Raw genomic sequence first — 20,905 nt, forward strand, 5'->3', positions numbered from 1 at the left:
CTTGCGGAAGAATAGGGGGCGAGGAACGGAGATCCGATGGCGTTGCGTGTGGGTGTGATCGGCGGCGGACAGCTGGCGCGGATGATGATCGCTCCGGCGGTCGAGCTGGGCATCGACATCCGGGTGCTGGCGGAGGACGAGGGCATGTCGGCTCAGCTGGCGGCCACCGCGGTGGGCGACTACCGCGACCTCGACACGGTGCGCCGGTTCGCGGCGGACGTGGACGTGATCACGTTCGACCACGAGCACGTGCCGCAGGAGGTGCTGCGCGCGCTCGTCGCCGACGGCGTGGCCGTGCACCCCGGACCCGACGCGCTGCGCTTCGCTCAGGACAAGCTCGACATGCGCGCGCGCCTCGCGGATCTCGGCGCCCCTCAGCCGGACTGGGCGCGCGTGGCCGATGCCGGTGAGCTGCAGACCTTCCTGGACGCGCACGGCGGCCGCGGCGTCGTGAAGACACCCCGCGGCGGCTACGACGGCAAGGGCGTGCGCGTCGTCTCCGCGGCTGACGAGGCCGCGGACTGGTTCTCGGCCCTCGCCGACGGCGACGCACTGCTCGTCGAGGAGCTCGTGCCCTTCATGCGGGAGCTCGCACAGCAGGTCGCACGGCGTCCGAACGGCGAGTCCGTGTCGTACCCCGTCGTGGAGACCGTGCAGAAGGGCGGGGTGTGCGCCGAGGTGATCGCCCCCGCGCCCGGCGTCGACGCGGAGTACCTCGCCGAAGCCGCCAGGATCGGCCGGGAGATCGCCGAGGGGCTGGGCGTCACCGGCATGCTCGCGGTCGAGCTGTTCCAGACCGAGGACGGCCGGATCCTCGTGAACGAGCTCGCGATGCGCCCGCACAACAGCGGCCACTGGAGCCAGGACGGCGCCGTGACGGGGCAGTTCGAGCAGCACCTGCGCGCGGTCGCCGACCTGCCGCTGGGGGAGACGACCCCGCACGAGGACTGGTCGGTCATGATCAACATCCTCGGCGGCCCCGCGGATGCCGGGATGCTCGATCGCGTCCCCGCCGCGCTCGCCGCCAGCCCGCAGGCCAAGGTGCACACCTACGGCAAGGCGCCGCGCCCCGGCCGCAAGGTCGGGCACGTGAACGCGAGCGGATCCGACCTCGACGCCGTGCTGGCCGAGGCCAGGGCCGCCGCGGCCGCGTTCGCCTGAGCGGGGATCGGTCGGCGTTCTCGCGAGCGAGGGCGCGCCGCAGCGGGGTTCTCCCAGCCGTCGCCCGTAGCCTGTACGGGTGACTGGGACACTGCACGCATCCGCCGCGCCCCTCGTCGGCGTCGTGATGGGATCCGACTCCGACTGGCGCGTGATGAGCGCCGCCTCAGAGGCGCTGACCGAGTTCGGCATCCCGCACGAGGTCGAGGTCGTCTCCGCTCACCGCACGCCGGAGAAGCTGCACCGCTACGGCACCGAGGCGCGCGAGCGCGGGCTCAAGGTGATCATCGCCGGAGCCGGAGGTGCGGCCCACCTGCCGGGCATGCTGGCCTCCGTGACGGCCCTGCCCGTGGTCGGCGTCCCCGTCCCGCTCGCCTACCTCGACGGCATGGACTCGCTGCTCTCGATCGTGCAGATGCCCGCGGGCATCCCCGTCGCGACCGTCTCGATCGGGGGCGCGCGCAACGCGGGCATCCTCGCCGCCCGCATCCTCGGCACCGCGGATCCGGCGCTCGCCGACCGCATCGAGTCCTACGCCCGCGACCTCGAGGCGCAGGTCGAGGAGAAGAACCGGCGGCTGAAGGACAGCCTGTGACCCAGGTCCTCTCCCGGCCCGGCGGCGTCTCCGCGCAGAGCGCGGGGCTGATCCGCACGAGGCCGCTGCGCGACCCCGACTTCGGGTCGCAGGACGTGATGACGCGCCGCGGGTGGTGGCTGGTCGTGCTCAACGTGCTGATCCCCGGATCCGCCCAGGTGCTCGCCGGAAACCGCAGGCTCGGCCGGTTCGGCCTCGGCGCCACGCTCACGATGTGGGCGCTGGTCGTGCTCGGCATCCTCGGCGCGCTGCTCTGGCACCAGGCGCTGCTCTGGCTCACCGTCGGCGGCGGCTGGGTGAGCTGGCTCGTGCTGAGCCTCATCCAGCTCCTCTGCATCGCGTACGCCGTGCTGTGGGTCGTGCTCACCTTCGACACGCTGCGCATCGTGCGGCTCGTGCGCACCAAGAACTACGCCAGGATCGCGATCCCGCTCGTCGCGGTGCTGGTGCTGGCCCTGTGCGGTTCCGGCGCGGCCTACGCCGCGAACGTGGTCGGCTCCAGCCGCAGCGCGATCAGCACCCTGTTCGGCTCCGGCGGTCCGAGCCTGCCGCCCAGCGACGGCTACTACAACGTGCTGCTGCTCGGCGCGGACAGCGGCCTGGGTCGCGACTCGATGCGCTACGACAGCATCTCGGTGGTTTCCGTGAACGCCGAGACCGGCAAGACCACGATCTTCGGCATCCCGCGCGACATGCCGCACGTGCCGTTCGCGCCTGGCCCGATGCACGACCTGTACCCGGACGGTCTGGAAGCGCACGACGACGAGGACTGCGGCTGGGGGAGCGGGATCAACCAGCTCACCAACGCCGTCGAGACCTGCCACACCGGGCCATCGCTCTATCCCGACGCGGAGAAGCACGGCTCACGTCCCGCGGTCGAGGCCACCAAGGACGCAGCCGAGGGCGTGCTCGGCATCAAGATCCCGTACTACGTGTTCCTCGACATGAACGACTTCGCGAAGCTCATCGACGCGCTGGGCGGGGTCGACATCGACGTCAAGGAGCGGTTGCCGGAGGGCAACGTTCCGGAGTGGGGCGGTCCGGACAACGCCGAGGAGTGGGCGACCGGCTGGATCGAGGCCGGGCAGCAGCACATGAACGGCGACACCGCGCAGTGGTACGCCCGTTCGCGCTACACGACGAGCGACTTCGACCGGATGCGCCGTCAGCGCGAGCTGCAGGACGCGCTGCTGAAGCAGTTCACGCCGCAGAACGTGGCCGCGCACTTCAGCGAGATCGCCGCGGCGGGCTCGTCCGCGGTCGACACCGACCTGCCCCAGGACAAGCTGCCGGAGTTCTTCGACCTCATGATGAAGGCGAAGAAGGAGAAGCTCACCACGATCGATCTCACCCCCGCGAACGGCGTGGACGAGTTCGAGCCGGACTGGAACGCGATCCACGAGAAGGTCAAGGCGGCTCTGCACCCCGAGCCCTCGCCGACGCCGACGAGCTGATCCGGCGGTCCGTGGAGCGCCTCAGGGCTCGTCCGGCATGCACTGGATAGGGTCGGAGAATGGCTGTGCTGCGGGTTGTGCTGGATCAGGTGAACGACGTCGTCGACGCCGATCAGGCCGACGCCGCGCGGTCACTGACCCTGGGTCTGGCGGCGACCGCGCCCCAGAAGTGCACGGTCGAGGCGATCGTGCCGGGCGGCGGGGCTGAGCCGGTCGTCGACGGCGCCGACACGCTGCATCGTCTGTCGCTGGCGCGCCGAGAGCTCGGCGCCGCCTGGCAGCTCGGCGTGGTCGGCGGCGTCGGTGGAGGCATGATCCACGCCCCCACGCTCTTCGCCCCGCTCGCGAAGCACGACAGGGCCAACGACTACGACCAGACGGTCGCCACGCTGTGGGATCTGCGGGCGTGGACCGCCCCGGAGCAGCTGTCGCGCGCGAGCGTGCTGTGGCAGCGCAGCATGCTCAAGCGCGCCGCGAAGCACGCGGACGCCGTGGTTGTGCCCACGCATGCGATGGCGGAAGAGCTCGCAAGCCTCGGCCGCTTCGCCGACCGCATCCGGGTGATCCCGGGAGCCGCAGCGGCGGGCTTCGCGATCCCGCATGACGCCGCCGAGCGCCGCCGTGCGCTCGGAGCCCCCGACCGGTACCTCGTGGCCACGGGCACGGCGGACACCCTTTCCGCGGTCTTCGCCGCCGCGGTCGACCGCGACGCCGACGTCTTCGTGGTGGACGCCGCCGCGGGATCCGCGCCCGCGATCGCGGAGGCCGCCGTGGCGGAGGGACTCGCCGCGCCGCGTGTGCACGTTCTCGGGCGGCTGGACGCGGGGGACCGCGCCGCGCTGCTCGGCGGCGCGCTCGCCTTCGCCGCGGCGGACCCCGCCCCGGCCTGGCCGTGGCGGCTCGTCGAAGCGCTCGTGCTCGGCGTTCCGGTGATCGCGGCGGAGAGCGGCGTGCACCACGACGTGCTCGCCGAGGGCGGGCTGCTCGTCGGGGCGGCAGGATTCACCGACGCCCTGAGAGACGCTGCGGGGGAGGGCGCGCGACGATTGTCGGTGCTCGCCGCGGACCGCTCTCGGGCCTACTCCTGGAACGGCTCCGCCGAGCGGGTCTGGACCCTGCACGCGGAGCTGTGACGCCGAGCGGGCCGAAACCGCTTCTGCCGCGAGATTCCGGGCCTGCGCGCGTGTCCGCAGTGTCATCCGGGGCCGGATCCCGCAGAATATCAGCATGACTGGACATGCCCCGGGTCCCGCGCGCGCTCACGCGCCCCGACGCTGGATGATCGGCATGCTCGCGATCGCCGCCGTCTTCGTCTCCGTGCTCGTCCCGTCGGTCGCCGATGCGGCTTCCGCGAGCGCGGCCCGGACGTCGGCCGTGGCCTCGACCACGGCGGGAGCGGCGACCACGGCGATCCGCCCGGCCACCCTGGACGGCTGGAACGCGGGCAACATCATCAGCGACGCCGTGTTCACGGACAAGTCGACGATGTCGGCGCAGCAGATCCAGGACTTCTTCAACGCCAAGGTGCCGTCGTGCCAGAGCGGATACACCTGCCTCAAGGACTTCCGCGTCACGTCTCAGAACCGCCCCGCCGACGCCTACTGCAGCGGATACTCGGGGACGGCGAACGAGAGTGCGGCCAGCATCATCTACCGCGTCTCGCAGTCGTGCAACATCAACCCGCGGGTCCTGATCGTCATGCTCCAGAAGGAGCAGGGCCTGGTCACCCACACCTGGCCCAGCGGTTGGCGCTACGACAGCGCGCTCGGACAGGGATGCCCCGACGACGCTCCCTGCGACCCGGGCTACGTGGGCTTCTTCCAGCAGATCTATGGCGCGGCGCGTCAGATGCAGATCTACATGGAGGGCCGCTGGTTCACCTGGTATCAGCCCGGCAACACCTGGAACGTGCTCTACAACCCGAACCAGGGCTGCGGTTCCGGGCCGGTCTACATCGCGAACAAGGCGACGGCCGCGCTCTACTACTACACGCCGTATCAGCCCAACGCCGCAGCCCTCCGCGCCGGCTACGGCGAGGGCGACTCGTGTTCCGCCTACGGCAACCGCAACTTCTACAACTACTTCACCGACTGGTTCGGATCGACGCAGTCCAACCCCGCGGCCGACAACCCGTTCGGGAACGTCGAGATGGTGCAGGCGCGCCCCGGCGAGGTCGCCGTCTCCGGGTGGGCGATCGATCCGAACACCTCCTCGCCGATCTCCGTGCACGTCTACGTCGGCGGCGTGGGCACGGCCATCGCGGCGGATCAGACGCGCTGGGACGTCGCCGGTGCCTACCCCGGCAAGGGGGAGAAGCACGGATTCTCGGCGCGGGTGCCCGCGCAGGGACCGGATGCGACCGAGGTCTGCATCTACGCGATCAATTCGGGTCCAGGGGCGAACGTGCTACTGGGATGCCAGAAGATCGTGCCGATGACCGGCTCGCCCGTGGGCGCGATCACGTCGATCAAGGCCGCGGGCGACGGATTCGACGTCACGGGCTGGGCCATCGACCCCGACACGACGGGTCCGGCGACCGTGCACGTCTACATCGCGGGCGTCGGGCGCCCGTTCACGGCGAACGCCTCGAGCACGAGCATCCCCGCGGGGTACCAGCAGTACGGCGCGAATCACGGCTTCGTCGCGCACGTGCCCTCGCAGCCGGGTACGCAGTCGATCTGCGTCTACGGGATCAACATCGGTCCCGGCGCGAACTCCGAGCTCGGATGCCAGCAGGCGACGAAACCGGGCGGCATCGAGGAGAAGGGCCGGGCGCCGATCGGCAACTTCGAGGCGCTCGTGAGCGGGAGGGGAGTGGTCACGGCGAAGGGCTGGGCCATCGACCCCGACACCGCCGCTCCCATCCAGGTGCACCTCTACCAGGGCGGGGTGGGCCGTCCGTTCACCGCGGACAAGGTCCGCGCGGACGTGGGCGCCGCGAACCCCGGATACGGCGACAAGCACGGCTTCGAGGAGCAGCTGACCACGTCGGACACCACGACGACGGTGTGCGCCTACGGGATCAACGCGGGTCCGGGCGGGAACACCTTGTTCGGCTGCAAGACCGTGGACGTCGATCAGTCGATCCCGGATCAGGGGCGCGCGCCGGTGGGCGCGATCGACGCCGTCGACGTCACCGGCACCTCGGCTCGCGTGACCGGCTGGGCCGTGGACCCCGACACCCGCTCGCCCATCAACGTGCACATCTACGTCGGTGCCGTCGGTCAGGCGTTCATGGCGGACAAGGCGAACAACGGCTCGCTGTCCGCGTTCCCGTCGTACGGCTCCAACCACGGCTTCGACCAGACGGTCACGATCCCGTCGGGCACCTCGACCATCTGCGTCTACGGGATCAACACCGGTGCCGGAGGGCACTCTCTCCTCGGCTGCAAGCAGGCGACGGCCTCGGTGACGCCGCCCGTGGTGGATCGCGGACGAGCGCCGTTCGGCAACTACGAGGCGCTGATCGGGGGCGCCGGATCGGCGACGGTCGCGGGATGGGCGATCGACCCTGACACGACGGATCCCATCGCCATCCACATCTACGTGGACGGCGTCGGCACGCAGTACACGGCGGACGTCGCCCGGCCCGATGTCGCCGCGGCGTATCCCGGCACGGGCTCGAATCACGGCTTCTACCAGACCGTTCCGATGTCGCCGGGAACACACGGCGTGTGCGTCTACGGCATCAACAACGGCGCGGGGGGCCATACGCTCCTCGGCTGCCGCACGGTGACGGTGACGGGTTGAGCCCGGTCCCTCCGGATCAGGACCTCGTTCGTCCGGCGGCATCCGCGTCCACCCGGTTCGTGGCGCTCGATGGGCTCCGAGGGGTCGCCGCCGTGATCGTGGTCGCGTACCACGTGGTCCTGGGCAGCGCGTGGGGCGATGCGTATCTCGCCGCGCTGGCCGGAGCCCGCGACAGCCCGACTCCGGTCCGCCTGCTGGCGGACACCCCGATCCGGTACCTGCTGATGGGGCCGGAAGCCGTCGTCGTGTTCTTCGTGCTGAGCGGATTCGTCCTGGTCTTCCCGATGCTCCAGGGGCGCGGTCTCGACCTGTGGAGCTACTATCCGCGTCGCGTGCTGCGTCTGTGGCTCCCCTCGGCCGGCGCGATGGCGTTCGCGATCATCGTGATCCTCCTGGGGCATCAGAAGCCGGAGACCGCCCCGAGCGAATGGGCGAGGGCCTTCAGCTTCTCGACGCTCTCCCCGTCCCAGATCGTCGATTCGTTCTTCCTGATCACCGGGTCAACCCAGGTCAACAACCCGCTCTGGTCGCTGCGCTGGGAGCTGCTGTTCTCTCTGATGCTCCCCGTCGCCTTCCTCGCGGTGGCGCGGATCGCACGCGGGCACTGGTACTGGTTGATCGCCTGCGGAGCCGTCACGGCCGTGGGCACCGTGCTGGGCGTCCAGGCGCTCATCTACGGGCCGATGTTCCTCGCCGGATGCGTCGCCGCCGTGATGCGATCTCAGGGGGCCGCACCGCGAGGCAAGGCGGCGCCGTGGATCCTCGTGCTCGCAGGCGTGCTGGCCCTCGGGCTGCCCGATGTCGTCCGCGTCGGACTGCCCGATCTGGTTCCGGGCGGGGCCAGGGGAGCGCTGCAGGGCTTCGTCGCGATCGGCGCGGCGCTCGTCGTCCTCGGTCTCTCCGCCCCCTCGGGTCTTGCGCGTCTGCTCGGGACGGCGCCCTTCAGATTCCTCGGGCGGATCTCGTTCAGCCTCTATCTCGTGCACATGCCGATCCTGCTGCAGGCCCTGCAGCTCGCCCCGGGGACGCCGCACAGGGCGCTGCTGATCTCCGTTCCGGTCGCCGTCCTCGTCGCGTGGCTGTTCGCACGGTTCGTGGAGGAGCCGTCCGCGCGCCTCGCGCGCGCGGTCGGGCGCAGCGCTTCGGAACGGGTGCGGGCGATCAGCAGGCCGAGCGCCGAGGTTCAGGACAGGTAGTCGGCGAGTCCCTCGAGCATCGGACGGGCCTGGAAGCCCGCTGCCGTGAGCTTCGAGGTGTCCAGCACGCTCCACGCCGGTCGCGGCGCCACGGGGGCAGCCGCCGACGCGAAGTACTCCTCGGTGCTCACGCCGGAGATCCTGGCCGGGTCGTGACCCGTCGCGGAGAACACCGCGCGCGCGATGTCCGCCCAGGTCGCGGGCTCACCGGATCCCGTGACGTTGTAAACGCCGAACGGTGCGTCCGAGGCCAGCAGGTGCACGATCGCGCGGGCGATGTCGTCCGTGAACGTGAGGCGACCGGTCTGATCGTCCACGACCTTCGGGTCGATCCCGCGCTCGGCGAGCGACGCCATGGTGCGCACGAAGTTCTTGCCCTCGCCGATGACCCACGACGTGCGCAGGATGTAGTGCCGTGGGGCGGTCGCGACGGCGACGTCGCCGGCGGCCTTCGTCTGCCCGTAGACCCCGAGCGGCGCCACGGCGTCGTCCTCGCGGTAGGGGCGATCGGCCGTGCCGTCGAACACGTAGTCGCTCGAGACGTGCACGAGGGTGATGCCGTTCTCCGCGGCGATGCGCGCCAGACGAGCCGGACCCTCGGCGTTCGCGACCCACGCGTCGCGGCGGCCGTCGGCGGTCTCCGCGAGGTCGACGGCCGTGTAGGCGCCGGCGTTGACGATCGCGCCGTAGTCGCGCCAGCGGCGTGCCGTGGCGAGTCCCGCATCCGCCAGGTCGAGGTCGGCGCGCGTGGCGTACTCGATGTGCGCCGCGTCTCCGAGCACGCTGCGCAGCGCGAGGCCGAGCTGCCCGTTCGCGCCGACGACGAGCGTCTTGCGCGGCGCGATGGGGGTGACATCCGCCAGCCGCGGATGGTTCTTGTCCTTCGCGGAGATCTCGACGTCGGCGAGCGGGATCGGCCAGTCGATCGCAGCCGTCTCGTCGGCGAGGTTGAGGAACGAGTAGCTCGCGTCCGGCGACCAGTGGTCGTTCACGAGGTAGGTGTACGCCGTGTCGGGTTCGAGCGTCTGGTACGAGTTCCCCACGCCGCGCGGCACGAAGATCGCGCGGGAGGGATCCAGCTCGATCGTGAAGACGGTGCCGAAGCTCTCGCCCTCGCGCAGATCCACCCAGGCGCCGAAGATGCGTCCGGTGGCGACCGAGACCCACTTGTCCCACGGCTCCGCGTGAATGCCCCGCGTGGTTCCGACCGCGTCGTTGAACGAGATGTTGTTCTGCACGGGACCGAAGTCCGCAAGGCCCAGCGCGGTCATCTTCTCGCGCTGCCAGTTCTCCTTGAACCATCCGCGCGCGTCGCCGTGCACCGGCAGCTCGAGGACGATCATCCCCGGGATCGGGGTCTCGACGACCGTGAGCTGCTTGCCGAACTCGACCGCCATCACTGCCCCTTGGTGGCGTAGAACGCCTCTGTCGCGTCCTTCGACGGCGCCCACCACGCCTCGTTGGCCCTGTACCAGTCGATCGTGGCGGCGAGACCCGATTCGAAGTCGGCGTACTGCGGCGTCCAGCCGAGCTCGGTGCGCAGCTTCGTGGAGTCGATCGCGTAGCGCAGATCGTGTCCTGCACGGTCGGTCACGTGGTCGTAGGCGTCGCGGGGCTGCCCCATCTGCTCGAGGATGAGCTCGACGACGTCCTTGTTGTTGCGCTCGCCGTCGGCGCCGATGAGATAGGTGTCGCCGATCCGGCCCTTGTCCAGGATGGTCAGCACCGCGGAGGAGTGATCGTTGGCGTGGATCCAGTCGCGCACGTTCTCGCCCGCGCCGTAGAGCTTGGGGCGGATGCCGCGGATCACGTTGGTGATCTGGCGCGGGATGAACTTCTCCACATGCTGGTAGGGACCGTAATTGTTGGAGCAGTTCGAGATCGTCGCCTGCACGCCGAAGGAGCGCACCCAGGCGCGAACGAGCAGGTCGGATCCGGCCTTGGTGGACGAATAGGGCGACGACGGGTTGTACGGCGTGTTCTCGGTGAAGCGCTCCGGATCGTCGAGCTCGAGGTCGCCGTAGACCTCGTCGGTGGAAATGTGGTGGAAGCGGCGGTCGTGCTTCCGGGCGGCTTCGAGCAGCGTGTAGGTGCCGACGATGTTGGTGTCCAGGAACGGACGCGGGCTGTGCAGCGAGTTGTCGTTGTGCGACTCGGCGGCGTAGTGCACGACCGCGTCGGCGTCGGCGAACAGCGAGTCGACGAGCTCGGCGTCGGTGATGTCGCCGTGCACGAACGTCACCCGGTCGGCGGGCAGGCCGTCGAGAGAGGCGCGGTTGCCGGCATAGGTGAGCGCGTCCAGCACGGTGACGTGGTGATCGGTGTTCTCCACGACGTGGTGGACGAAGTTCGAACCGATGAAGCCGGCCCCGCCGGTGACGAGCAGTCTCTGCATGGGTTCCAGGGTAGCGGGGCGCACCGCCCGGCACCGGGCGCGCGTGCTGGCGAATTCACAGGAACGTGCCGGTCATGCGAGAGAATAGGCGCATGCGTGGAATCATCCTGGCCGGCGGCACCGGCTCCCGGCTGCACCCGATCACCCTCGGAACGTCCAAGCAGCTCGTCCCGGTCTACGACAAGCCGATGATCTACTATCCGCTGTCGACGCTCATCCTGGCGGGGATCCGCGACATCCTGCTGATCACCACCCCTCATGACGTGGAGTCGTTCCAGCGCCTTCTCGGAGACGGTTCGCGCTTCGGCGTCTCGATCACCTACAAGACGCAGCCGTCGCCAGACGGACTCGCCCAGGCGTTCATCCTCGGCGAGGAGCACATCGGATCCGACTCGGCGGCGCTGGTGCTCGGCGACAACATCTTCTACGGCCAGGGGATGGGCACGCAGCTGCGGAAGTACACCGAGCTGGACGGCGGTGTGGTGTTCGGCTACTGGGTCGATGACGCGACCGCCTACGGCGTCGTCGAGTTCGACGACGCGGGCCGCGTGGTCTCGCTCGAGGAGAAGCCCGTGCAGCCGAAGAGCAACTACGCGGTGCCAGGCCTCTACTTCTACGACAACGACGTGATCGAGATCGCGAAGAACCTCAAGCCGTCCCCGCGCGGAGAGCTCGAGATCACCGACGTCAACCGCGAGTACCTCGATCGGGGCAAGCTGCAGGTGCAGCTGCTCACCCGAGGCACCGCATGGCTGGACACCGGAACGTTCGATTCGCTCGCCGAGGCGACCGATTTCATCCGCACCGTGGAGAAGCGTCAGGGCCTCTCCATCGGCTGCCCCGAGGAGGTCGCCTGGCGCATGGGCTTCCTCACCGACGACGAGCTGCGCGAGCGCGCGGAGCCGCTCATCAAGAGCGGCTACGGCACGTACCTGCTCAAGGCGCTCGCCCAGGGACGCTGAAGGGTCGCACCCGTAGGATGATCCGCGGCCCTTCGCGCATGACGCCGAGGGCCTCGCGATCGTGATTATCCGGAGCTGATGCACCTTATGACTTCCCTTCCCCTGCCTGCGTCTTTTCCTGTGGGTGGTCGTCGGCTGGTGGTGTATGTGGTGTGGGATCGTCGTGGGGGTGTGGAGGATTTCGTTCCTTTTGCTCTTGCGGGGTTGCGTGAGCATGCGGCGCGTGTGCTGGTGGTGGTGAACGGTTCTCTGTCGGAGGAGGGCCGGGCGAAGCTGGAGCCGGTGTCGGATGAGATTCTGGTGCGTTCGAATGCGGGTTTCGATATCTGGGCGCATAAGGATGCGCTGGATCATGTGGGCGATGCGATCGGCGAGTTCGATGAGGTTCTGCTGACGAATGACACGTGGTTCGGTCCGGTGCGGCCGTATGGGCCGGTGTTCGATCGGATGGGGGAGCGTGCGGTTCATTTCTGGGGCATGACGGATCATGTGCGTCAGGAGCCGAATCCGTTCACGGGGAAGGGTGTTCTTCCGTATCATCTGCAGTCGTTCTGGATCGCGGTGCGGCGGGAGATGTTCCTGTCGGAGGCGTGGCGGCGGTATTGGGCGGAGCTGCCGGAGATGCCGACGTATTTCGATGCGGTGCTGAAGCATGAGGCGGTGTTCACGGAGACGTTCGCGCAGGACGGTTTCACCCACGACGTCGCCTTCCCCGAGAGCGACCATCCGACTGAGCATCCTGCGCTGTTCAATCCGGACCTGCTCGTCGAGGACGGGTGCCCGCTCGTCAAGCGGCGGCCGCTGTTCCACTACCCGCCCTTCATGAACCGGCACGCGGTGAGCGGGCGGCGCATCGTCGAGACGATGTCGGCGTACGGGTACCCGGCCGAGCTCGTCTGGAGCAACCTGGCGCGCAATGTGCAGCCGAAGGTGCTGAACACCGACGCGGGGATGCTGGAAGTGCTCCCCGACCGCGCCCTCGCCGACGAACCGGAGACCGCGCCGCGTCTCGCCGTCATCGCGCACCTCCCGCAGACGAAGGACGTGCCGCGGGTCGTCGGAGCTCTGCGGTCGGTTCCGCACCCCTTCGACCTGTTCGTCACCGTGCACGACGCGGGCATCGAGCCGGAGCTGCGCGAAGCGATCCGCGCGGTGGATCCCGCCGGACTCGCGGAGACCGAGGTCCGCGTCGTGCCGGAGCACGGCCGCGACATGAGTGCTCTGCTGATCGGCTGCCGGGACGTGCTGACCGACGGACGCTACGACCTGGTGATCAAGGTCCACGGACGCACGCCGCGTCAGCGCTCCCAGAACGCGAGACGCTACTTCTCGCGCTATCAGCTGGAGAACCTGCTCAGCTCGCCGGGGTATGTGCGCAATGTGCTCGCGCTGTTCGACCGGGAGCCGGGCCTCGGTCTGGTCTACCCGCCGATGATGCACGTCGGATACAGCCTCCCTGGTCGCGCCTGGTCGTTCTATCTTCCGCGGGCGAAGCAGATCTGCGAGGACGCCGGCATCCAGGTGCCGCTGGACGGCATCTCGCCTCTCGCACCTTATGGCGGCATGTGGATCGGTCGTCCGAGCGCCCTGCGCCGCCTGCTGGACATGGGGTTCACCTTCGCGGACTACGAGAGGCCCCGCTCCAAGTCCGTGCCGGCGCTCACGAAGGTGATCGAGCGACTGGTGTCGTACGCGGCTGCGGAGGACGGCTACCACACGCGGACGATCCTGACCGGCGAGCATGCGTCCATCAGCCACACGTCGATGGAGTACAAGGTCGACCAGCTCGCATCGACCACCCCCGGATACCCGCTCGAGCAGGTGCAGTTCATGCATCGTGCGGGCTGGATGGGGACGGGCGGGGCGGTCGCCATGACGCGGATGTACATGCGGATCAACCATCCGGATCTCGCACGGCGTCTCCATCCGGTCCTGCATCCTGTCGGTCGCGTGGTGCGCGTCGGGCTGCGCACCGCCAAGGCGACTCTGCGACGAGCGCGCACGCTGATCAAGGGAGGCCGTGATGACTGATCTGCAGAAGCCTGCGTCTTTTCCTGTGGGTGGTCGTCGGCTGGTGGTGTATGTGGTGTGGGATCGTCGTGGGGGTGTGGAGGATTTCGTTCCTTTTGCTCTTGCGGGGTTGCGTGAGCATGCGGCGCGTGTGCTGGTGGTGGTGAACGGTTCTCTGTCGGAGGAGGGCCGGGCGAAGCTGGAGCCGGTGTCGGATGAGATTCTGGTGCGTTCGAATGCGGGTTTCGATATCTGGGCGCATAAGGATGCGCTGGATCATGTGGGCGATGCGATCGGCGAGTTCGATGAGGTTCTGCTGACGAATGACACGTGGTTCGGTCCGGTGCGGCCGTATGGGCCGGTGTTCGATCGGATGGGGGAGCGTGCGGTTCATTTCTGGGGCATGACGGATCATGTGCGTCAGGAGCCGAATCCGTTCACGGGGAAGGGTGTTCTTCCGTATCATCTGCAGTCGTTCTGGATCGCGGTGCGGCGGGAGATGTTCCTGTCGGAGGCGTGGCGGCGGTATTGGGCGGAGCTGCCGGAGATGCCGACGTATTTCGATGCGGTGCTGAAGCATGAGGCGGTGTTCACGGAGACGTTCGCGCAGGACGGTTTCACCCACGACGTCGCCTTCCCCGCCGCGGAGATCGGCACGAAGAACCCGTCGCTCTATCGCGCCGAGGCGCTGCTGGATGCCGGCTGCCCCACGCTCAAGCGCCGTCCCTTCCTGCAGTGGCCCCCGTATCTGGACCGGCACGCCGTGGTCGGACGCTGGACGCTGGAAAAGGCGGCCGCTTTCGGATACCCGATGGAGCTGCTGTGGCGCAACGCCGCCCGGACGATTCCGCCGAAGGATCTGAACACGGATGCGGCCGCACTCGAGGTGCTCCCCGACGTCGACGTCTCCTACGACCAGGAGCGTCCGCTGCGCACCGTGGTGTTCGCGCACATCTTCTATGTGGAGATGACGGACGAGATGCTGGACCGCGCCGACACCCTCCCCGGCGCATACGACCTGGTCGTCACGACCTCCGACCCGGAGCGGGCCGAAGGGATCAGGGAGGCGCTGAGACGACGCGGGCACGATCGCGGCGAGGTCGACGTGCGCGTGGTCGGATCCAACGACGGACGCGATCAGAGCGCATTCCTCATCGCCTGCCGCGACGTCCTGCTGTCGGGCGACTACGACCTGTTCGTGAAGATCCACTCCAAGAAGACACCGCAGGACGGCTTCAACATCGGCCGGCACTTCAAGGAGCAGCAGTTCCTGAACCTGCTGAACAGTCCAGGGCACACCGCGAACCTGGTCGCCCTGTTCCAGCGCGAGCCGGGCCTCGGCATGGTCTTCCCCCCGATGATCCACATCGGCTATCCGACGCTCGGCCGCGGCTGGTCGGTGAACAAGCCCGGCGCCGAGCGGCTCTGCGAAGAGCTCGGCATCCGGGTCCCGCTCGACGACGTCTCGCCGCTGGCGCCGTTCGGGTCGATGTACATCGGGCGCCCTGAGGCGTTGCGGATCCTGATCGAGCACCCCTGGACGTACGACGACTTCGGCGGGGCCGAGGCCTATCGCGACGGCGGTCTCGCGCACATCCTGGAGCGCCTCCCGGTGTACGCGGCCGGCGAGCTCGGCTACCACGTGCGCACGGTCGCGACGGCGGAGTACATGTCCGTCAGCCACACCACGCTGGACTTCCTGCTCGACGAGATGTCGGCGACGACTCCCGGATACACCTACGAGCAGATCGAGCTGATCCGCAAAGCAGGGTATGTGGGTACCGGATCCGCGCGAGACTTTGCCAGAATGTACATGCGCGTCAATTTTCCCGGAACCGGCGCGCGGTTGCGCGCGATCATGGCGTCCGACTCGGTGATGGGCAAGGTCGCCCGCGCGGCGCGGAAGCCCCGAACGACGCTCCGGCGCCTCCTCGGTCGATGACCGGAGCGGACCCCCAGGCCCGGTACGGGACTCACGGAAGTATGAGGACATTGGACACCACGGAACGATTCGCGCGCGTCGCGGCTGAGCCGTTCTCCACGATCGATTCGCGCGGCCTCCGGGTCCGTGGGGGCAAGATCAGGGAGATCATCTCGCGACGGCAGCTGCTGTCCCTCTTGGTGCGGCGCGACCTGCAGGCGCGCTACCGGGACAGCGTGCTCGGTTTCCTGTGGACCGTGATCCGGCCCCTGATCCAGTTCCTGATGTACTTCCTGGTGCTCGGGCAGTTCCTGCGCGCCGCGGAGGGCGTGCCGGACTTCGCGATCTATCTGTTCTCGGGTCTCACGATCTTCGGCTTCTTCAGCGACATGGTCTTCGGCTCCACCGGCTCCATCGTCGGCAACGCAGGACTGGTGAAGAAGATCTACGTCCCGCGGGAGGTGTTCCCGCTGGCGAGCATCGGCGCCGCGGGGTTCATGTTCCTCGTGCAGCTCCTCGTGCTGATCATCGCCGCGATCGCCTTCGGAGCCCTTCCCGCTCCGGCGGAGATGCTGTGGTTCTTCCCGTCGCTGTTCGTGGTGATCGTGTACGGGGTCGCGATCGGATTGCTGCTGGCAGCCCTTAACGTCTATCTCCGCGACATCCAGTACCTCACCGAGGTCGTCATGATGCTCGCGATGTGGGCGTCGCCGATCGTCTACTCCTGGTCGATGGTGCGCAGTGCGCTCGACCGCTTCCACCTCCCGACCTGGATCCTCGAGATCTATGCGGCGAACCCGCTCACCATCGGCGTGCTGGGCTTCCACCGGGCGTTCTGGGGCGCGGGAACCGAGGCCGACTACCCCGCGCACCTGGCCGTGCGCATGCTCATCGCCGCCGTGATCGGCGTCGTCCTGCTCTGGTTCGCTCATCGAGTGTTCAACCGGATGCAGGGGAACTTCGCGCAGGAGCTGTGATGACCGACGACGACAACCGCCCCGACATCGTCCGCCTCGACGGCGTGGTGAAGGAGTTCCGCGTCCGCAAGGACAACAGCCTGAAGGACCGCATCGTCCACTTCGGCAAGCTCGGTCAGGAGCACCGCAGCGCGTTCACCGCCGTGGACGACGTCACGCTGTCGATCCAGGCCGGCTCGACGGTCGGGCTGATGGGCGCGAACGGCTCCGGGAAGTCCACCCTGCTGAAGCTCATCGGCGGCATCGTCTCGCCGACGCGAGGCACGGTGCAGACCCGCGGCCGCATGGCGGCGCTGCTCGAGCTCGGCGCAGGCTTCCATCCCGACCTCAGCGGACGCGAGAACGTCTACCTGAACGCGTCGCTGCTCGGCCTCAGCCGACAGCAGATCGAAGAGCGATTCGACGACATCCTCGCGTTCAGCGGAATCGGCGACTTCATCGAGACCGCCGTGAAGTTCTACTCCTCCGGCATGTACGTGCGTCTCGCCTTCGCGGTCGCGGTGCACACGGATCCGGACATCCTGCTCGTGGACGAGGTGCTCGCGGTCGGCGACGAGGCGTTCCAGCGCAAGTGCATGGATCGTATCGCCCAGTTCCGCAAAGAGGGACGCACCATCATCCTGGTCAGCCACTCCGCGAACCAGGTGCAGGAGCTCTGCGATCGCGGGATCGTGCTCAGCCACGGCGAGGTCGTCTTCGACGGCGACACGAACGAGGCGGTCGGCGCCCTGCGCAACGTCCTCGACGGGCGCCGCGCCGATGAGGCGGCTCCCGAGGAGACGCGGCACCCGATCCAGGTCAAGAGCATCGAGCTCCTGGACGCGGAGGGCGTGCCGACCAAGGAGATCGACGTCGACGACGCGCTCACGGTCCGCATCAACGTCGACGGCCTGCACCGGATCGAGCGGTGGGAGGTCGGTTTCAGCATCGACACCCCGCTCGGGCACATGGTGCTGGCGAGCAACACGGAGATGCTGGGTGTGGTCCTCGATCCCATCGACGGCCCGCGTGCCGTGGACCTCAGGATCGAGGCGGTGCACCTGGGAGCGGGCCAGTACTACGTGAACGCGAACGCCGCCGGCGTGAGCGAGCACAGCTCGCACGGGTTGTCACAGGGAGTCATGTTCACGGTCCGCGGCGGCGCGTCGAGCGTCGGCAGCGTGTCCGCGAAGGTCGCGGTCGCCTCCTAGGCCGCGTCGCACCGCGCGGAACGGCTCACGGCGCGTCCGTGGGCCTATTCCGTGTCGTAGCCCTGCGGGTTGCCGGACTGCCAGCGCCAGGCGTCCTCGGCCATCTCGGCGACGCCGCGCCGAGCGCGCCAGCCGAGCTCCTGCTCGGCGCGCGTCGTGTCGGCCCAGGCCTGCGCCAGGTCTCCTTCGCGCCGCGGCAGCACGCGGTGCGGGATCGGGCGGCCCGACGCGTTCTCGAACGCGGCGATGAGCTCGAGCACCGATGTGGCCCTGCCCGTGCCGAGGTTCCACGCGCGGATGCCCTCGTGCGTACGCAGGTGCTCGAGCGCCGCGACGTGGCCCTCGGCCAGGTCGACGACGTGGATGTAGTCCCGCTCGCCGGTGCCGTCGGCCGTGGCGTAGTCGTCGCCGAAGACGCCGACCTCGGGGAGCCGCCCGACGGCGACCTGGGCGACGTAGGGGGCGAGGTTGTTCGGCACGCCGCGCGGGTCCTCACCGATGAGCCCGCTCTCATGCGCGCCGATCGGGTTGAAGTAGCGCAGCAGCGCGATGCGCCAGCGCGGGTCGGCCTGAGCGACATCGGTGAGCACGCGCTCGAGCATCACCTTGGTCTGGCCGTACGGATTCGACGCCTCGAGCAGCCCGCCGTCCTCGCGGTAGGGCGCGTTCTGATGGTCGCCGTAGACGGTCGCCGAAGACGAGAAGACGAGCGTGCGCACATCGTGGCGCTGCATGGTCGAGAGCAGGGCGAACGTCGTGCCGAGATTCTCGGAGTAGTAGCGCAGCGGCTCCGCGACGCTCTCGCCGACCGCTTTGAGCCCGGCGAAGTGGATGACGGCCTCTGGCTTCTCGGCGGCGAAGACCTCATCCAGCGCGGACTCGTCCGAGACGTCCATCCGGTGCAGGCGCGGACTCCGGCCCGCGATGCCGGCGACCCGGTCGAGAGCGACCGGCGAGCTGTTGGCGAAGTTGTCGACGACGATCACGTCGTCGCCGCGCTCGAGGAGGGTGAGGATCGTGTGGGATCCGATGTAGCCGGCTCCTCCGGTGACGAGTACGCGCACGTGTGCTCCTTGGCTCTGGACGGTTCTTCGATGCTACTGGGGGAGCGCGTGCGCTCGCGGCGGATCAGCCGCGCGTCAGCACATCGTCGAGCAGGGCACGGGCCCTGGCATCGAAGGAGTGCTCGGTGCGTATGCGGCGGGAGATCTCCGCGAGTTCCGCATCGGAGCAGAACTTCGCGTCCAGCGGCGCGGACGTGAGGGCGAGGAGCTCGGGGATCTGTCCGTAGGTGCGCACGGCGGCGCCGAACAGGTCGGCGATGCCGTCGACGTCGTCGCTGATCGCACGACCACCGGCCGCGACCACGTCGAAGAGGCGGTTCGAGACGAACCCCTCCCGTCTCATGGCCGGCCAGTGGTCGTTCAGCACCGCGCCGGCGGATTCGTAGAGCGCGGGCAGGTCGTCGTTGTCGACGTGCGTCCCCGCGATCGCCGCTCCCGGGATGTACCCCCTCCAGTCCGGGCCGTACACGCGGACCGGGCGTCCGGCACGCAGCGGCTCGACGACGGAGGGACGTGCGATGCCGCGCGCGGTGCCGACGAAGACGAGGTCGGCGCTGCGCGGAAGACCCGATGGCGCGAAACGCCGGGCGTCCGTGCATTGCAGCAGCGGGCGGACGGGGACGCCGAACCGCCGTGTCGCGGTAGCCGCCCAGGAGGTCGAGGCGGCATGCACGTGGTCGTAGCCCGCGACCTCCGCGGAGGTGATCTCGTCGGGGTGGCTGATGATCCAGAGGACCGTGTGAGCAGACGCGGGCGCCGGCAGCGGGTGGGGGCCGCGCAGGGAGAGGACCACGTCGTCGAGGTCGGATGAGGCCCGGTCGAGCGCCGGCCTCGCATCCACGGCGACGTATTGTCCGTGGCGTTCGAGCGCGCTCGCGAGTGCGCGGGCGAAATGCGTCTCTCCCCAGGACTCGCCGCGGGGGCCCGCCGGGGCCGCGGTCTTGATCGCCCAGCGGAGCCGGGGCACCTCGGATCCGTCGGGGAGGACGAAGCGCTCCGGTGCGCGCGCGTAGCGCGGAGCGGGAGCGGCGCCGCGGGACCAGCCGTCGATGCGCAGTCCGCGCGGCGACGGGGCAGGTGCGTCGTCGGCGGCGGCCGGGGCCGGCGGGAGGGCGACCCCGCTCGGGGCGGGCCCCAGGACGGTCGCGGAGAGCAGGGTGCGCGGTGCTCCGACGGCGCCCGCGCGCGACGCCCGCACGGGCGCGTCGAGCATCGCGACCGGGAGGACGTCGCCCAGGGCCTGCGCGTCCTCCCACGGGTGAGAGGCGAGCGCCCGGTAGGGCGCGCCGTCGTGCGTCAGCAGTCCGGCGGACGCGATCGAGCCGTCGGGCGCGAGCCAGACCGGCGCGGTCGGAGCCGAGTGCGCCGCCGTGATCAGCGCGCGGATCGCGCTCGCCGTGATCAGCGCGCCGGGGGTGCGCCGGACGAGCACGGCATCGCCGGCGGTCTCCGCGGCGGAGACGGTCCGATCGTGCAGCAGGACGCGGGGATCTCCCAGCGCGAGCTGCGACGCCTGCAGTCGGACGGCCGGTGTCGCATCGGCGATCGCGAGGATGAGGGCGACGGGCCCTGACACGGCAGGATCCGTATCCGTCCCGGTGCCGGCTGCGCCGAGGACGGCCAGCGGGGCGCGGAGGCCGTCTCCGTCGGCGTCCTCTCCGTCCACTTCCCATGTCATCACGACCGCGGAGGAGGCGGGGACGACCGGCGACGCATCCGGCCCGAGGCCCGAGAGCACGTCCGCGGCGCAGCCGTGGAGCGCGGCCAGGTCGGCGCTCCGGCCTCCGCGCAGTACGACCGCGCCGCCGGAGCGGAGCGCGAGCCAGGCGTCGGCGAGCGGGCCTCGGCCGGCGCCGGACGCGTGTGCGGTCGCGTACGCCGGCGCATCCCACGCCAGCGACGTCTCGATGCGCGCAGGATCCGTGACCAGGTACGCGTACAGGGCGGGCACGCGATCGGAGTCGGGCAGTTGCGCGGATACGAGACGCTCGGCGAAGAGCGGGTTGAGCGTCAGCCCCTCGCGGAATCCGCCGGACACGTAGGCGCGGACGGCTGCGCGTGCGGAGACCCGGCGTCCGAGCTGCAGCCCCGCGTAGGAGACGTCCACGACGTCCGCGCGGCGGATCGTCCTCGCCCACCAGAACCGGTCGGCGGCCAGGAGGGGGACGCGGAGCAGGGGAAGGGAACGCGCGGAGCGCCAGAGTCCTCGAAGGCGGGTCAGCACGCTTGG

At 69.4% G+C, this 20,905-nt stretch carries 15 protein-coding genes; 11 read left to right on the top strand and 4 right to left on the bottom strand.

Annotated elements, in window-relative coordinates:
* The first annotated feature begins 36 nt into the window (after positions 1-36).
* From CQ044_RS17275 to CQ044_RS17300, 6 genes are all read left to right on the top strand, one after another.
* On the top strand, positions 37-1,161 hold the full coding sequence (locus CQ044_RS17275) for a 5-(carboxyamino)imidazole ribonucleotide synthase (RefSeq protein ID WP_105689618.1): 1,125 nt from the start codon (positions 37-39) through the stop codon (positions 1,159-1,161).
* 127 nt (positions 1,162-1,288) lie between these two features.
* The gene (purE, locus tag CQ044_RS17280) at positions 1,289-1,756 is read left to right on the top strand and encodes a 5-(carboxyamino)imidazole ribonucleotide mutase (RefSeq protein WP_045270228.1); all 468 of its coding nucleotides are present in this window, start codon (positions 1,289-1,291) and stop codon (positions 1,754-1,756) included.
* Positions 1,753-3,210, top strand: coding sequence for an LCP family protein (locus tag CQ044_RS17285; protein WP_374954871.1), 1,458 nt, complete (start codon positions 1,753-1,755; stop codon positions 3,208-3,210). Before purE ends, CQ044_RS17285 begins: the two co-directional genes overlap by 4 nt.
* Positions 3,211-3,269: 59 nt before the next feature.
* A complete protein-coding gene (locus CQ044_RS17290; RefSeq protein ID WP_105689619.1) occupies positions 3,270-4,343 on the top strand; it encodes a glycosyltransferase in 1,074 nt (357 codons plus the stop codon).
* 94 nt (positions 4,344-4,437) lie between these two features.
* The gene (locus CQ044_RS17295; protein WP_258133357.1) at positions 4,438-6,960 is read left to right on the top strand and encodes a hypothetical protein; all 2,523 of its coding nucleotides are present in this window, start codon (positions 4,438-4,440) and stop codon (positions 6,958-6,960) included.
* Positions 6,957-8,156: an acyltransferase gene (locus CQ044_RS17300; protein ID WP_181158364.1), complete on the top strand. Its 1,200-nt coding sequence runs from the start codon at positions 6,957-6,959 to the stop codon at positions 8,154-8,156. The genes CQ044_RS17295 and CQ044_RS17300 overlap by 4 nt, the downstream gene beginning before the upstream one ends.
* Here the strand turns inward: CQ044_RS17300 and CQ044_RS17305 are convergent.
* Both CQ044_RS17305 and rfbB read right to left on the bottom strand, forming a co-directional pair.
* On the bottom strand, positions 8,144-9,553 hold the full coding sequence (locus tag CQ044_RS17305) for a bifunctional dTDP-4-dehydrorhamnose 3,5-epimerase family protein/NAD(P)-dependent oxidoreductase (RefSeq protein ID WP_181158365.1): 1,410 nt from the start codon (positions 9,551-9,553) through the stop codon (positions 8,144-8,146). The two genes, CQ044_RS17300 and CQ044_RS17305, sit on opposite strands and share 13 nt — an antisense overlap.
* Positions 9,553-10,551, bottom strand: coding sequence for a dTDP-glucose 4,6-dehydratase (gene rfbB, locus CQ044_RS17310; RefSeq protein WP_045270231.1), 999 nt, complete (start codon positions 10,549-10,551; stop codon positions 9,553-9,555). Before rfbB ends, CQ044_RS17305 begins: the two co-directional genes overlap by 1 nt.
* A gap of 92 nt (positions 10,552-10,643) precedes the next feature.
* Between rfbB and rfbA the strand changes: the two genes are divergently transcribed.
* The 5 genes from rfbA (at position 10,644) to CQ044_RS17335 (ending at position 17,611) form a co-directional block, all read left to right on the top strand.
* Positions 10,644-11,513 (top strand): glucose-1-phosphate thymidylyltransferase RfbA, encoded by an 870-nt coding sequence (gene rfbA, locus CQ044_RS17315; protein ID WP_105689622.1) that lies wholly within the window; start codon positions 10,644-10,646, stop codon positions 11,511-11,513.
* A gap of 87 nt (positions 11,514-11,600) precedes the next feature.
* Complete coding sequence (locus CQ044_RS17320) at positions 11,601-13,544, top strand: rhamnan synthesis F family protein (RefSeq protein WP_258133358.1); 1,944 nt, start codon at positions 11,601-11,603, stop codon at positions 13,542-13,544.
* The gene (locus tag CQ044_RS17325; protein ID WP_105689624.1) at positions 13,537-15,465 is read left to right on the top strand and encodes a rhamnan synthesis F family protein; all 1,929 of its coding nucleotides are present in this window, start codon (positions 13,537-13,539) and stop codon (positions 15,463-15,465) included. Before CQ044_RS17320 ends, CQ044_RS17325 begins: the two co-directional genes overlap by 8 nt.
* 41 nt (positions 15,466-15,506) lie before the next feature.
* Complete coding sequence (locus CQ044_RS17330) at positions 15,507-16,421, top strand: ABC transporter permease (protein WP_105689625.1); 915 nt, start codon at positions 15,507-15,509, stop codon at positions 16,419-16,421.
* Positions 16,421-17,611, top strand: coding sequence for an ABC transporter ATP-binding protein (locus CQ044_RS17335; RefSeq protein WP_045270234.1), 1,191 nt, complete (start codon positions 16,421-16,423; stop codon positions 17,609-17,611). Before CQ044_RS17330 ends, CQ044_RS17335 begins: the two co-directional genes overlap by 1 nt.
* Before the next feature lie 44 nt (positions 17,612-17,655).
* On the opposite strand, the gene galE is transcribed toward CQ044_RS17335, so the two are convergent.
* Both galE and CQ044_RS17345 read right to left on the bottom strand, forming a co-directional pair.
* Positions 17,656-18,675 (bottom strand): UDP-glucose 4-epimerase GalE, encoded by a 1,020-nt coding sequence (galE, locus tag CQ044_RS17340; protein WP_105689626.1) that lies wholly within the window; start codon positions 18,673-18,675, stop codon positions 17,656-17,658.
* Between the two features lie 64 nt (positions 18,676-18,739).
* Entirely contained in the window at positions 18,740-20,899 is a 2,160-nt protein-coding gene (locus CQ044_RS17345; RefSeq protein ID WP_105689627.1) for a glycosyltransferase, read from the bottom strand.
* Positions 20,900-20,905: the final 6 nt, after the last annotated feature.

The organism is Microbacterium sp. MYb64, from assembly GCF_002979495.1.
In the GTDB taxonomy this organism is placed as follows: domain Bacteria; phylum Actinomycetota; class Actinomycetes; order Actinomycetales; family Microbacteriaceae; genus Microbacterium; species Microbacterium azadirachtae_A.

Coding starts and splice junctions, on each gene's coding strand:
- CQ044_RS17275 (WP_105689618.1), top strand. CDS start 37: ATGGCGTTGCGTGTGGGTGTGATCGGCGGCGGACAGCTGGCGCGGATG.
- purE (WP_045270228.1), top strand. CDS start 1,289: ATGGGATCCGACTCCGACTGGCGCGTGATGAGCGCCGCCTCAGAGGCG.
- CQ044_RS17290 (WP_105689619.1), top strand. CDS start 3,270: ATGGCTGTGCTGCGGGTTGTGCTGGATCAGGTGAACGACGTCGTCGAC.
- CQ044_RS17295 (WP_258133357.1), top strand. CDS start 4,438: ATGACTGGACATGCCCCGGGTCCCGCGCGCGCTCACGCGCCCCGACGC.
- CQ044_RS17305 (WP_181158365.1), bottom strand. CDS start 9,553: ATGGCGGTCGAGTTCGGCAAGCAGCTCACGGTCGTCGAGACCCCGATC.
- rfbB (WP_045270231.1), bottom strand. CDS start 10,551: ATGCAGAGACTGCTCGTCACCGGCGGGGCCGGCTTCATCGGTTCGAAC.
- rfbA (WP_105689622.1), top strand. CDS start 10,644: ATGCGTGGAATCATCCTGGCCGGCGGCACCGGCTCCCGGCTGCACCCG.
- CQ044_RS17320 (WP_258133358.1), top strand. CDS start 11,601: ATGACTTCCCTTCCCCTGCCTGCGTCTTTTCCTGTGGGTGGTCGTCGG.
- CQ044_RS17325 (WP_105689624.1), top strand. CDS start 13,537: ATGACTGATCTGCAGAAGCCTGCGTCTTTTCCTGTGGGTGGTCGTCGG.
- CQ044_RS17330 (WP_105689625.1), top strand. CDS start 15,507: ATGAGGACATTGGACACCACGGAACGATTCGCGCGCGTCGCGGCTGAG.
- CQ044_RS17335 (WP_045270234.1), top strand. CDS start 16,421: ATGACCGACGACGACAACCGCCCCGACATCGTCCGCCTCGACGGCGTG.